Source organism: Nocardia niwae NBRC 108934 = DSM 45340, assembly GCF_001613465.1.
In the GTDB taxonomy this organism is placed as follows: Bacteria; Actinomycetota; Actinomycetes; order Mycobacteriales; family Mycobacteriaceae; genus Nocardia; species Nocardia niwae.
In genome coordinates, this window is record NZ_BDCK01000020.1 from 56,514 (window position 1) to 69,459 (window position 12,946).

At 71.2% G+C, this 12,946-nt stretch carries 10 protein-coding genes; 7 read left to right on the forward strand and 3 right to left on the reverse strand.

Annotated features, from left to right (window positions below; all coding sequences use genetic code 11):
- Window positions 1–38 precede the first annotated feature (38 nt).
- Window positions 39–845 (forward strand): DUF1684 domain-containing protein, encoded by an 807-nt coding sequence (locus NNI01S_RS12545; RefSeq protein ID WP_063020247.1) that lies wholly within the window; start codon window positions 39–41, stop codon window positions 843–845.
- Window positions 842–2,002, forward strand: coding sequence for an LLM class flavin-dependent oxidoreductase (locus NNI01S_RS12550; protein ID WP_063020248.1), 1,161 nt, complete (start codon window positions 842–844; stop codon window positions 2,000–2,002). The genes NNI01S_RS12545 and NNI01S_RS12550 overlap by 4 nt, the downstream gene beginning before the upstream one ends.
- A gap of 154 nt (window positions 2,003–2,156) precedes the next feature.
- On the opposite strand, the gene NNI01S_RS12555 is transcribed toward NNI01S_RS12550, so the two are convergent.
- Window positions 2,157–3,158 carry a methylenetetrahydrofolate reductase gene (locus NNI01S_RS12555; RefSeq protein ID WP_084488753.1) on the reverse strand — a complete coding sequence of 334 codons (1,002 nt, stop codon included), beginning with the start codon at window positions 3,156–3,158 and terminating at the stop codon, window positions 2,157–2,159.
- A gap of 184 nt (window positions 3,159–3,342) precedes the next feature.
- On the opposite strand from NNI01S_RS12555, the gene NNI01S_RS12560 reads away from it, so the two are divergent.
- From NNI01S_RS12560 to NNI01S_RS12575, 4 genes are all read left to right on the forward strand, one after another.
- Window positions 3,343–4,476 carry a polyprenyl synthetase family protein gene (locus NNI01S_RS12560; protein ID WP_063020249.1) on the forward strand — a complete coding sequence of 378 codons (1,134 nt, stop codon included), beginning with the start codon at window positions 3,343–3,345 and terminating at the stop codon, window positions 4,474–4,476.
- A 34-nt stretch (window positions 4,477–4,510) separates the two neighbouring features.
- The gene (gene crtI, locus NNI01S_RS12565; protein WP_063020250.1) at window positions 4,511–6,094 is read left to right on the forward strand and encodes a phytoene desaturase family protein; all 1,584 of its coding nucleotides are present in this window, start codon (window positions 4,511–4,513) and stop codon (window positions 6,092–6,094) included.
- Between the two features lie 63 nt (window positions 6,095–6,157).
- Window positions 6,158–7,876: an alpha-(1->6)-mannopyranosyltransferase A gene (locus tag NNI01S_RS12570; RefSeq protein ID WP_063020251.1), complete on the forward strand. Its 1,719-nt coding sequence runs from the start codon at window positions 6,158–6,160 to the stop codon at window positions 7,874–7,876.
- On the forward strand, window positions 7,873–8,880 hold the full coding sequence (locus NNI01S_RS12575; protein ID WP_063020252.1) for a phytoene/squalene synthase family protein: 1,008 nt from the start codon (window positions 7,873–7,875) through the stop codon (window positions 8,878–8,880). Before NNI01S_RS12570 ends, NNI01S_RS12575 begins: the two co-directional genes overlap by 4 nt.
- A 13-nt stretch (window positions 8,881–8,893) precedes the next feature.
- Here NNI01S_RS12575 and NNI01S_RS12580 read toward each other — a convergent pair whose 3' ends face one another.
- Window positions 8,894–9,262 carry an Rv2175c family DNA-binding protein gene (locus NNI01S_RS12580; protein ID WP_063020253.1) on the reverse strand — a complete coding sequence of 123 codons (369 nt, stop codon included), beginning with the start codon at window positions 9,260–9,262 and terminating at the stop codon, window positions 8,894–8,896.
- Window positions 9,263–9,380: 118 nt separating this feature from the next.
- Between NNI01S_RS12580 and pknB the strand changes: the two genes are divergently transcribed.
- A complete protein-coding gene (gene pknB, locus NNI01S_RS12585; RefSeq protein ID WP_218019188.1) occupies window positions 9,381–11,348 on the forward strand; it encodes a Stk1 family PASTA domain-containing Ser/Thr kinase in 1,968 nt (655 codons plus the stop codon).
- Window positions 11,349–11,397: 49 nt separating this feature from the next.
- On the opposite strand, the gene NNI01S_RS12590 is transcribed toward pknB, so the two are convergent.
- Complete coding sequence (locus NNI01S_RS12590) at window positions 11,398–12,783, reverse strand: class II 3-deoxy-7-phosphoheptulonate synthase (RefSeq protein WP_063020465.1); 1,386 nt, start codon at window positions 12,781–12,783, stop codon at window positions 11,398–11,400.
- Window positions 12,784–12,946: the final 163 nt, after the last annotated feature.

The window sequence follows — 12,946 nt, forward strand, 5'->3', positions numbered from 1 at the left end:
CACCCTCACACCACCGCCAACGAAGGAGCCCCAGCGTCATGACCACGAGCATCACCAGCGTTTTCGAGACCGAGTGGGCGCGCTGGCACCACGCGCGGGAGGACCAATTGCGCGATCCCCTCGGCTTTCTCAGCCTGACCGGGCTGCACTGGCTCACCGACCGCCCCGAACGGCTGCCGGACCTGCCCGGCACCTGGTGGGTCACCGACGAGAAGGTGTTCATCACCGCCCAGCCCGCCGACCGGCTGGAATACGACGGGCTCGGCATCGCGGGCGTGCAGATCGTCAGGCCGGCCGAAGGTGCGCCCGGCCTGCACGTCCGGCAGGAGCGGCGGGTGCTGGAGGTGATCCGCCGCTCGGGCCGCTACGCAGTGCGCGTGCACGACCCGGCCGCGCCCGCCCTGCTGACCTTCGACGGCATCCCGGCCTACCGGCCCGATCCGCGCTGGGTGCTCCCCGGGCGGTTCACGCCGTTCGAGCAACAGCGGACCGTCGTCACCGGCGCCGTGCTGGACGGCCTCGAACACCACCACAGCGCCGCGGGCACCATCGAATTCCGCGTCGGCGAGGTGACCGAGCGCGTCGTCGCCTTCGGCGGCCGGGACGATCTGCGGGTGCTGTTCACCGACGCGACCAGCGGCGTGACGACCTACCCTGCGGCGCGTTCGCTGGCCGTCGGCGCGCCGGACGCCGACGGCACGGTGCTGCTCGACTTCAACCGCGCGGCGAATCTGCCCTGCGCCTTCACCGATTTCGCGACCTGCCCGGTGGCGCCCGAGCAGAACCGGTTGCGGGTCGCGATCGAGGCGGGCGAGCAGGATCCGCGGCAAGGGCGGGCGGCATGAGCGGGCGACCGGTTCCCCTATCGATCCTGGATCTGTCGCCGATCAGCGCGGGTTCGACGGCGCAGCAGGCCCTGCGCAACACCGTCGACTTGGCTCAGCACGCCGAACAGTGGGGCTACCACCGGTACTGGCTGGCCGAACACCACTTCGTCTCGGTGGCAAGCTCCTCCTCGATCACCCTGATCGGGTTGGTCGCCGCGGCCACCCAGCGCATCCGGGTGGGTTCGGCGGCCGTACAGGTAGGTCATCACACCTCGGCCTCGATCGTGGAGGCGTTCGGCACGATCGACGCGCTGTATCCGGGCCGGCTCGACCTCGGTCTCGGCCGGTCGGGTCATCGGCGCGGCCAGTTCGGGGCGGAAGCCGCGCGACCCGAGAGCGGCAAGCCGGTGGTCGACGCGCGGACCGGGCGCACCGAGGTTCGCGGCGGCGTGGTCGTTCCGCCGCCGTTCGATCCCGGCCGCATCACCGACCGGTCGCGGTTCATCGCCTCGGCGGGCGCGTTGCAGCAGCGCGGCGCGCAGCCGCTGGACTTCGCCGAGCAGGTCGACGAGGTGCGCGACCTGCTCGCGGGCACCTTCGTCAGCCCGGAGGGCATTGCGCTGCACGCGGTTCCCGGTGAGGACGCGCAGGTGCGGTTGTGGCTGTTCGGCAGCACCGCGGGCGAGAGCGCGGAACTGGCCGGGCGACTGGGGCTGCCGTTCGCGGCGGCCTACCATGTCTCGCCCGGCACCGCGCTGGACTCGATCGAGGCGTACCGCGCGGCGTTCCGCCCCTCCGCCGAACTGGCCGAACCGTACGTGGTGATCTCCGCCGACGTGGTCGTCGGCGAGGACGACGCGACCGCGCGGGGGCTCGCCGCCGGCTACGGCCACTGGGTCTACAGCATCCGCAGCGGCGCGGGCGCGGCCGAGTACCCCGATCCGGTGTCCATCGCCCCGCTCACCGCGGAACAGCGGCGCCTCGTCGACGATCGCCTGGCCACCCAGTTCGTGGGCTCCCCCGGCACCGTCGTGGAGCGCCTGGACGCACTGCAACGCGTCAGCGGCGCGAACGAACTGCTGGTCACCACCATCACCCATCGGCACGCCGACCGCCTGGAATCGCATCGGCTGCTCGCCGAGGCCTGGGGGCTGCGCGCCGCCCGCGCGGCCTGACCCTGCTGCGGCCGGTGCGCCCCGGGCGCACCGGCCCGCGGACACCGACGCGGAAACGGTGATCTGTCCGCGCAGGCCCCGGCGCACCGTCCGGGGGCGGGCCGCCGCAGGTCACGTCACCGGAGCAGATACGTGCTGCCCGCGACGGGAGAACTCAGACGCCGACCGGAGCGGCCGTGACGCCGTAGCCGAGGTTGGTCAGCACCTCACTGGTCGCCTTGGCGAAGTTCAGCGTGATGAAGTGCAGGCACGGAGCGCCCTCATCGATCAGCCGCTGGGCGATCTCCGTGGCGATCTCGATGCCCGCCGCGCGCACCGCCGCGGTGTTCTCCTCGCCACCGTCGCCCGCCGCCTTGCGCAGCCGCTCCATGACCGCGGGAGGCAGCGGCCTGCCGCACAACTCCTCGGCGCGCTGCACCGTGCGCAGCGACGTGATGGGCATCAGCTCGGGAATGATCGGCTTGGCGCCTTCGATCGGGTCCAGCGCCACGAGCCGATCCCGCATGCGCAGGTAGTGCTCCACGTCGAAGAACATCTGGGTGATCGAATATTCCGCTCCCGCACGCAGTTTCGCGGCCAGGAACGCGGTGTCGGTCGCCAGGTCCGGCGATCGATGATGGCCCTGCGGGAACGACGCCACGCCCACGTGGAAATCGCCGAGATCGCGCACGATGCGCACCAGTTCCTCGGCGTAGGAGACACCCTCGGGATGCCGGTGCCACTCCCCCAGTGGGTCACCGGGCGGGTCGCCGCGCAGCACCAGGATGTTGCGGATCCCGGAGTCGGCGTACGCGCCGACCAGCGAGCGCAGTTCGGCGACGCTGTGCCCCACCGCGGTGAGGTGCGCGACCGGCAACAGCGTGGTCTCCTGCGCCAGTTCCCCGGTCACGCGGACGGTGCGGTCGCGCGTGGAGCCGCCCGCGCCGTAGGTCATCGACACGAACGCGGGATGCATGCACTCGAATTGCCGCACGGCGCGCCACAGCCGCGCCTCGGCGGCCGCGTCGCGGGGCGGATTGAACTCCACGGAGAAGGGCACCGCGTGCCCCGCGTGAGCCCGCAGACTCTGTACGACCGAAGGTGTGCCAGAGACGTTCGGGTGCGTCCGGGACGGCCGGCCAGGGGTCGAGCTTCCCCGCACGTTGTCGAAAGTCACCGGTTCAGTGTAGAGGTGGCCGGTGGCGGCCCCGTCGGGTCGCTCGGGCGCCCCGCGTATTCTTCGCAGCGGGCGATATGGTCGCCACGCCGAGCGACACGCGCGCCCGCCTCCGCTCGGCCCCGAATCACCCGCAGCGCCCGGGCACCCTCCGCGACCCAGCGCGTCCACCATCCGCACGACCTTGGAGGCTCCTCTGTCCGCCGCAACCGGTACTCAGACGCCGCGCCCCGCGGTGCCGCAGCCGGGCACCCCCGCCTTCGTCACCGCCGTGGAAGACGCCCTGACCAGTTTCTTCGACACCCGCCGCCCGACGACCGAGCGCCTCGGCCCGGTGTTCGTCGAGGCCACCGACGCGCTCGAGCAGTTCGTGCTGCGCGGCGGAAAACGCACCAGGCCCGCGTTCGCGTGGACCGGGTGGCTCGGAGCGGGCGGCGACCCGCACGCGCCCGAGGCCGCCGCGGTGCTCACCGCGTGCTCCGCGCTCGAGCTGGTGCAGGCCTGCGCGCTGGTCCACGACGACATCATCGATTCCTCCCGGACCCGTCGCCGCTTCCCCACCGTCCACGTCGACTTCGAGCAGCGTCATCGGGACCGCGGGTGGGCCGGCGACGCGGCGCACTTCGGCACCAGCGTGGCCATCCTGATCGGCGATCTGGCGCTGTCCTGGGCCGACGACATGGTGCACGCGTCCGGCCTGGCGCCCGCGGCCATCGCCCGGTTCGCGCCGGTGTGGGCCGACATGCGCACCGAGGTGCTCGGCGGCCAGCTGCTCGACGTCAGCGGCGAGGCGGGCGGCGACGAATCGGTCGAAGCCGCGCTGCGCATCAACCGCTACAAGACCGCCGCCTACACCGTCGAACGCCCGCTGCACCTCGGCGCCGCCATCGCCGCCGCCGACCAGGGGCTGATCGACGCGTACCGCCGGTTCGGCACCGCCATCGGGATCGCCTTCCAGCTGCGCGACGACCTGCTCGGCGTGTTCGGCGATCCGGCGGTGACCGGCAAGCCGTCCGGCGACGACCTGCGCGAGGGCAAGCGCACCGTGCTGCTGGCCGAGGCGCTGCGCTGCGCCGACGAGACCGATGCCGCCGCGGCCGCGCTGCTGCGCTCGAGCATCGGCACCGACCTGGACGCGCAGCAGGTGCAGCGGCTGCGCGCGCTGCTCGTCGAACTCGGCGCGGTCGACGAGGTGGAACGCCGGATCACCGAGCTCACCGACAGCGGCCTGGCCGCCATCGAGACCAGCTCGGCGACCGCGGTGGCCAAGGAACGGCTGCGCGCGATGGCGCTGGCCGCGACCAAGCGCACCGCGTGAGCGCGGCACATCGCAGGGCGAGGAGGCGAACCCGGTGAGAACCGTTGCGGGACCGGCCGATCGCGTCGTGGTGGTCGGCGCGGGCTTGGCCGGCCTCTCCGCCGCCCTCTATCTGACCGGGGCTGGTCACACGGTGACGCTGCTCGAGCGCGCCGATCATCCCGGCGGCCGGGTGGGGCGCTATCGGGGCGCGGACTACGACATCGATTCCGGCGCCACCGTCCTCACGCTGCCCGAGCTGATCACCGACGCGCTCGCCGCCGTCGGCCGCGCCCCGGAGACCTGCGTGCCTCCCCTGCGCATCCACCGGATGACGCCGGGCTATCACGCCCGGTTCGCCGACGGCGCCGAGATCAGGGTCTTCGCCGATCCGGACGCGATGGCCGCGGAGGTCGAGCGGATCTGCGGTCCGGCCGAGGCACGGGGATACCGGCGCCTGCGCGCCTGGCTGGCGCGCATCTACGCGGCCGAATTCACCGAATTCATGGACACCAACTTCGACTCGCCGCTGGATATGGTGCGCAGCCCCGAAAAGCGCCGCGCGCTGATCGAATTGGTGCGCCTCGGCGGCTTCGGCAGGCTCGGCCCCCGGGTGCGCGGGTTCCTGCGCGATCCGCGCCTGGCGCGGCTGTTCACCTTCCAGGCGCTGTACGCGGGCATGCCGCCCGCGCAGGCTCTCGCCGTCTACGGCGCGATTCCGCATATGGACACTTCGCTGGGCGTCTACTTCCCCGAGGGCGGTATGCGGGCGATCGCCGGGGCACTGGCGCAGGCGTTCACCGAAGCGGGCGGCACGCTGGAACTGAACGCCGAAGTGGTCGGGATCGACTACGCGGGCCGGCGCGCCCGCCGCGCCCGCACCGCCGACGGGCGCTCGTTCGACTGCGACGCGCTCGTGCTCACCGCCGACCTCGGCTCGCTCGACCGCTTCGGTGTGCGGACCCGGCGCTGGCTGCGCGCCTCACCGTCGGCGCTCGTCGCGCACGGCACCGTCCCCGCCGCGGTCGCGGCGGACTGGCCGGTGCAGGCGCACCACACCATCGAATTCGGGCAGGCGTGGGACCGCACGTTCGCCGAGATCACCGCCCGCCGGGGCCGCGGCACGCTGATGAGCGACCCCTCGCTGCTGCTGACCCGGCCCGCCCTCACCGATCCGGGCCAGTTCATCGAACGCCCGGACGGACGCCACGAACCGTTCTCCTTACTGGCGCCGTGCCCGAATCTCACAGCGGCTCCGCTGGATTGGCCGCGACTGGGACCGGCCTATCTCCGGGAGCTGCTCACGGTGCTGGAAGCGCGCGGCTACCGGGGCATCGCCGAGCACTTCGCCGTCGACCGGCTCGACACGCCGCGGACCTGGCTCGACCACGGCATGCTCGCGGGCACGCCGTTCTCCGCGGCCCATCTCTTCCGGCAGACCGGCCCCTTCCGGCCGAGTAATTTCCCGCGCTCCAGCGACAATGTGGTTATCGCCGGTTGCGGCACCACGCCAGGTGTGGGCGTGCCAACCTCCCTGCTCTCCGGGAAACTGGCGGCAAACCGTATCGCGGGCGAACTCGGGCGCACTCCGCGTGCGACCCCGCGCACCAGCCGGATAGTGTTCGAGGCGACGCCGTAAACTAAGCGCCGACCTATTCGCTCGCGGTTGCGACCGCCGACCACTCGGGGGGACCGACACCAGATGGCATCCCCCGAAACGCGCACCGCTGAGGCCGCCTCCGCCGGTGACACCCGCACCTCGTCACTCGCCTCCGCACGTCGCGAATCGGCCGATCCCCGCGGTTTTCTTTGGTGGATGCGCACCAGCGCCGACTTCGCCAGAAGCCCGGAGGGCCATGCCGCCCTGCTCGGCTTCTTCGGCGCGATCATGATCATGTTCGGCGGCTTCGGCGCCGGCAGCGTCCGCAAGCGCGACCCGCTGCTGGAGGCCATGCACCTGTCCTGGCTTCGGTTCGGGCACGGTTACGCGCTGTCGACCATCTGCATCTGGATCGGCGTGCTGCTCATGATCACCGCCTGGGTCCGGCTCGGGCGCGCCACGATCGGGACGGGCGACCGGATCGGCGCCGAGGTGACGCTCAACGAACTACGCGCCATCGTCGGCATCTGGATCGCGCCGCTGCTGTTCGCCGTACCGATGTTCAGCCGCGACGCGTACTCGTATCTCGCCCAGGGCGCGCTGCTGCGCGACGGCTTCGACCCCTATCAGGTCGGACCGGTCGCCAACCCCGGCGTGCTGCTGGACAACGTCAGCCCGGTGTGGACCACCACCACCGCCCCCTACGGGCCGGTCTTCCTGCTGCTCGGACGCGCGATCACCGCCGTCACCGGCGACAACGTGGTGGCGGGCACCATCGCGATGCGCCTGGTCATGCTGCCCGGCCTGGCGCTGATGATGTGGGCGGTGCCCTATCTGACCAAGCATCTCGGCGGCAAGCCGACCGTCGCGCTGTGGCTGGCGGTGCTCAACCCGCTGGTGCTGATCCACCTGATCGGCGGCGTGCACAACGAGATGCTGATGGTCGGCCTGATGTGCGCGGGCATCGCCCTCGTGCTGGAGCGCCACCACGTGGCGGGCATCGTCGTCGTCGCGATCGGCGTGGCCATCAAGGCGACCGCGGGTGTGGCGCTGCCGTTCCTGGTCTGGATCTGGATGCTGCACGAACGCGAGCGCCGCGCCGCGCAGCGGGTCGGACGCGATCCGGAGCACCTGCCCGCGGGCGAACGGCCCGGCGACGCCGCGGAGCCCACCGAGGACATGCCGCATCCCGCGCTGATGTTCGGCAAGATCGCGGGGCTCGGTCTGAGCGTGTTCGCGGTCGTCTTCGTCGCCGCCTCGGCCATCGCAGGCGTCGGCATCGGCTGGCTCACCGCGCTGTCCGGGTCGAAAAAGATCATCAACTGGCTCTCGCTGCCCACCGTGATGGCGCATGCGATCACCTGGATCACTCCGCTGCGCCTGGAATCGGTGCTCGAGGTCACCCGCGCCCTGTGCGCGCTGGCCTTGGTCGCGGTGCTGGCCTTGACCTGGTGGCGGTTCCGGCACAGCGAGCGGGAAGCGGTGCTCGGCATCCTCATCGCGTTCGTCGCCATCGTCATCCTCTCGCCCGCCGCGCTGCCCTGGTACTACTCCTGGCCACTGGCGCTGGCCGCCGGTTTCGCGCTGTCCACCACCACGCTGATGGCGCTGGTAGGCGTGTGCACCTGGCTGATGCTCGTCTTCCAGCCGGACGGTTCGATCGGCCTGTACAACTTCTGGCACGTCGTCGCCGCCACCTTCGCCGCGGGCGTGGCGGCGCTGTCGCTGCGCACCGTGGACCCGCTGCGCCTGCGCACCGCGCCGCCGAACTCGGTCGCGGACACGCCCGGCGAGGCCACCGCTTCGCCCGCCGCCCCATGACCGAAGGCGGGCTACCCGGATCCGCCCTGCTCCCGCTCGCCTACCGCGAGTGCAGGCAGATCGCCGCCACGCACGGGCGCACCTATTTCCTCGCCACCCGGCTGCTGTCGGCCGAGCGACGGCCCGCCGTGCACGCGCTGTACGCGTTCGCGCGCATGGTGGACGACGTCGTCGACCGAACGGGCCGTCCCGCCGCGACGCCCGATCACGACCCCGCGGCGGAGCTCGACCTGATCGAGCGGGATCTGCGGGCCGCACTCGGATCGTCCGTCGGCGCGGCCGCGCCCGCGGCACCCAGCCCGCAGCACGGAACCGACCGGGCAGCGAGCCCGCGGCCGCGCGTCCTCGTTCTGGCCGCCGTCAGCCACACCATCCACCGCTACGGCATCGCGGCACAGCACTTCTGGACGTTCCTGGACTCCATGCGCATGGACGCGCCCGGCGCCCCGGCCTTCCGCGATCGCTACGCCACCATGGCCCAGCTGCGCGACTACATGCGCGGCTCGGCGGCCGCGATCGGATTGCAGCTGCTACCCGTGCTCGGCACGGTCGTCCCGCTGACCGAGGCCGAGCCCGCCGCCGCCGCGCTGGGCGAGGCGTTCCAGCTGACCAACTTCCTGCGCGACGTCGCGGAGGATCTCGACCGCGACCGGGTCTACCTGCCCGCCGACGCCCTCGCGGCGTTCGGCGTCGACGACGATCTGCTGTTCGAGTGCCGCCGCACCGGCCGGACCGATCCGCGCGTGCGCCGCGCCCTCGCCCACCTCATCGCGGTCAACCGGGATCTCTACCGCCGCGCCGAACCGGGCATCGACCTGCTCGAACCCCGGGTCCGCCCCGCCATCCGCACTGCGGCCACCCTGTACGCCGACATCCTGCGCCACATCGAACACAGCGACTACGCCGTCTTCGGCCACCGCGCCGTCGTCCCCCGCCGCCACCGCCTCCGCGTGGCCGCCACCGAATTCACCACCGCCGCCCTCCGCAGCCGACTCCCCCGCTGAGGACCGCCGGAACTCAGAACGGGTCGGCGGCCGCCCGGCGCAGCACTTCGCGGGCCAGGGGTCCGTGCAGGGCGTCGACCGGCTTGCCGGGCAGGGTCTCGTCGTCGGTGAAGATCCACTCCAGGATCTCCTCGTCGGTGTACTTGGCATCGCGCATCACCGTGATCAGGCCCGGCAGCGGCTTCACGACCGCACCGGTGTCGTCGAAGAACCGCTCGGGGACGCCCGCCACGCCGCCTCTGCGAACAGCGATCAGCTGATGATCGCGCAGCATCTGATGCACCCGGGTCACCACCAGTCCGAGTCGCTCGGCCACCTCCGGCAGCGGCACCAGGGCCACCGACTGCGGAAGGACGTCGTCACTGCAGGGAAATGCACTCACCCGGACAACGGTAGACGGTCCCGCGCCGCACGTCGTGAGACACCCGGGCTGGTGGGAGTCGATACCATCGTGGGGGCCGCACGGAGCGGCCGACTATGTGAAAGCCGGAGGACTTCTCTTGATCGGCCAGATGCTCGAAGGGCGCTATCGGATCGATGCGCCGATCGCCCGCGGCGGAATGTCGATGGTCTTCCGCGGGGTGGACACCCGCCTCGACCGGCCGGTCGCCATCAAGGTGATGGATCCGAAGTTCGCCGGCGACCCGCAGTTCCTTTCCCGGTTCGAGTTCGAGGCGCGCGCGGTCGCCAAACTCAAGCATCCTTCGCTGGTCGCGGTGTACGACCAAGGCGTCGACGGCGATCACCCCTTCCTGATCATGGAGCTGGTCGAGGGCGGCACCCTGCGTGAGCTGCTGCGCGAACGCGGCCCCATGCCCCCGCACGCGGTACGCGCCGTCGCCGAGCCGGTCCTCGCGGCGATCGGCGTCGCGCACTCCGCGGGCCTGGTGCACCGCGACATCAAACCGGAGAACGTACTGATCTCCGATGCGGGTGAGGTGAAGATCGCCGACTTCGGCTTGGTGCGCGCGGTAGCGGCGGCGAACACCACGTCGGCGAGCGTCATCCTCGGCACCGCCGCCTACCTCTCACCCGAGCAGGTCACCAGCGGCTCCGCCGACTCGCGCAGCGACGTGTACTCCTTCGGCCTGCTGATCTTCGAAATGCTCACCGGCCGGGTGCCGTTCACCGGTGACACGTCGATCTCGGTGGCGTATCAACGCATCGAGAACGATGTACCCAGTCCGAGCGGCTTCATCTCCGGGGTGCCGCCGGAGTTCGACGAACTGGTCGCCAAGGCCACCGCGCGCGAACCCGCGCACCGGTTCACGGATGCGAACGAGATGGCGGCCGCCCTGCGGCAGATCGGCGCCGCGCTGCACCTGCCCCCGTATCGGGTGCCTGCGCCGCAGGAGTCCGCCGAGCATCTCAGCGCCGGCTACCGAGCCGTTCCGCCGGACCCCGACGACCGGCCTGGCTTCGCCGGGGCATCGGCCCACGAGCAGCATCCGCCGCAGACGGTGCAGCACACCAGGGTGGTCACCGCGCAGCGGCCCCGCGTCGACCACATCCCGGAGAATTACGACCGGCCGCAACCGGTGCGTCAGCCCCATCCCGCGCCGCCGTATTCGCCCTACGCCGACGAACTCAACCGGTCCCGGCGCACGGTGTGGATGTGGGTGGCCATTGTCGCGGTTCTCACGTTGCTGGTCGGCATCGGCGGCTGGTGGCTGGGTGTCGGCCGGTACACGGCGGTGCCGCCGATCGCCGGTCTGGACACCGACAAGGCGGTCGCCACGCTGGAGAACGCCGGGTTCGAGACCGAGATCCGGCAGAAGGCGTCCGACACGATCCCGGTCGGCGGCGTGGTCGGCAGCGACCCGTCCGCCGGATCCAAGATCACCAAGGGGTCCACGGTCGCCGTCCTGGTCTCCAACGGCAAGCCCAAGGTGCCGGACGTCAAAGCCGGTGACCAGGTGTCGAAGGTCAACCAGTTGATCCGGGACAACGGGCTGCAACCGGTGGACGCCGGTGAGGAGGGCAACACCGCGCCCAAGGGGACGGTCGCCCGGGTGGAGCCGAGGCCCGGCACCGTGCTGCCGCTCGGCGCGCAGGTGAAGGTCTACCGCAGCAAGGGATCCCAACCCGTGAAGGTTCCCGACGTCCGCGGCAAGTCGACCGAGGAGGCCACCAAGATCCTCAGCGCCGCCGGCATCGCGATCCGCGAGACCAAACCGCAGTTCGACCGCGCCATCGAAGCGGACAAAGCCATCGGCACCCAGCCGGGCGCCGGCGCCACCATCCAATCCGGCGACGGCGTCGTCCTGCTGATCTCCAACGCGTTGAAGATGCCGGACGTGCGCGGATGGACCGTGGCCAACGCCCGCGCCAAACTGGAGAGCCTCGGCCTGCAGGTCGAGGTGAAGCAGCTGGCCCGGGCGGACAGCTCGCTGGTGGTCTCCCAGACCCCGGCTATCGGGGTCAATCTCGAGGCGGGCGACACCGTCACCATCGTCGCCCTCCCCTAGCGGACCGGCCCGCGGATCGGAGTCGACCGCGCGGCCCGGCCTCAGGAACTCAGCGCAGCATCTCGGCGACGAGGAACGCCAGCTCCAGCGACTGCTGGGTGTTCAGCCGGGGGTCGCAGGCGGTTTCGTAGCGGCCGGACAGGTCCAGGTCGGAGATGTCCTGGGCGCCGCCGAGGCATTCGGTGACGTCCTCGCCGGTCAGTTCGATGTGCATGCCGCCGGGGTGCGTGCCGAGCGCGTGGTGCACCTCGAAGAAGCCCTGCACCTCGTCGACGATGCGGTCGAAGTGGCGGGTCTTGAAGCCGGTGGACGCCTCGTGCGTATTGCCGTGCATCGGGTCGCACTGCCAGATCACCTGGTGACCGGTGGCCTGCACCTTCTCGATGATGGGCGGCAGTACGTCGCGGACCTTGGTGTGGCCCATGCGGGAGACGATGGTCAGCCGTCCCGGCTCGTTGTTCGGGTCGAGCCGCTCCACGTATTCCACGGCCTGCTCGGGCGTGGTGGACGGGCCGATCTTCAGGCCGATCGGGTTGGCGACCAGCTCCGCGAACGCGATGTGCGCGCCGTCGAGCTGGCGGGTGCGCTCGCCGATCCACAGGAAGTGCGCCGACAGGTCGTAGAGCACCGGCTCGCCGATCGCGTTCTCGCTCAGCCGCAGCATGGCGCGCTCGTAGTCCAGCACGAGCGCCTCGTGACTGGCGTAGATGCGGGCCGCTTTCAGGCTCGGATCGTTCACCCGGCACGCGGTCATGAAGGCAAGGCCGCGGTCGATCTCCTCGGCCAGCGCCTCGTAGCGCGCACCGGCGGGCGACTTGGCCACGAAGTCGCGGTTCCAGTCGTGCACCTTGTGCAGGTCGGCCATGCCCGCGCCGGTCAGCGCGCGCACCAGATTCATCGCGGCGCTCGCGTTCGCGTAGGCCCGGACCAGGCGCGACGGGTCGTGCTCGCGCAGCGCCGCATCGGCGGCCAGCGAGTTCACCATGTCGCCCCGATAGGACTTGAGGCCGAGCGAATCGGTGTCGGAGGAGCGCGGCTTGGCGTATTGGCCTGCGATCCGCGCGACCTTCACCACCGGCAGGCTCGCACCATAGGTCAGCACGACCGCCATCTGCAGCAACGTGCGAATGTTGCCGCGAATGTGCGGCTCGGTGTTGTCGGCGAACGTCTCCGCGCAGTCACCGCCCTGCATGAGGAACGCTTCGCCGCGGGCGACCTCGGCCAGCTGAGCGCGCAGCTCTTCCACTTCGGCGGGCACGCAGATCGGCGGCACGCTCTCCAGTACGGTGCGCATCTTGGCCGCCTGTTCCGGATCCCAGGACGGCTGCTGCAGCGCAGGTCGCGCCAGCGCGTCGTCCAGCCGCCTGCGCAGCTCGGCGGGCAGCGGCGGCAGTTCCGGCAGGCGATCGATGGGTACGTCGACGGTCCAGTTCACGACTTCAGAATACGGACCGTTCGCCCCGTGGGGATACCCGGTGGTAGTGGTGGATTCCGGCACCGAGGTGGCGAAAATCTCCACCGTATGGACCCTTGCGCGACACTCGGCACACGTCACCATAGGGTTGCCGGGAAACCCTTCACCTGCCGCGACGGCACCG

Bases quoted from the DNA above. Each gene is read 5' to 3' on its own strand.
- NNI01S_RS12575 (WP_063020252.1), top strand. From the start codon at position 7,873: ATGACCGAAGGCGGGCTACCCGGATCCGCCCTGCTCCCGCTCGCCTAC.
- NNI01S_RS12550 (WP_063020248.1), top strand. From the start codon at position 842: ATGAGCGGGCGACCGGTTCCCCTATCGATCCTGGATCTGTCGCCGATC.
- NNI01S_RS12545 (WP_063020247.1), top strand. From the start codon at position 39: ATGACCACGAGCATCACCAGCGTTTTCGAGACCGAGTGGGCGCGCTGG.
- NNI01S_RS12570 (WP_063020251.1), top strand. From the start codon at position 6,158: ATGGCATCCCCCGAAACGCGCACCGCTGAGGCCGCCTCCGCCGGTGAC.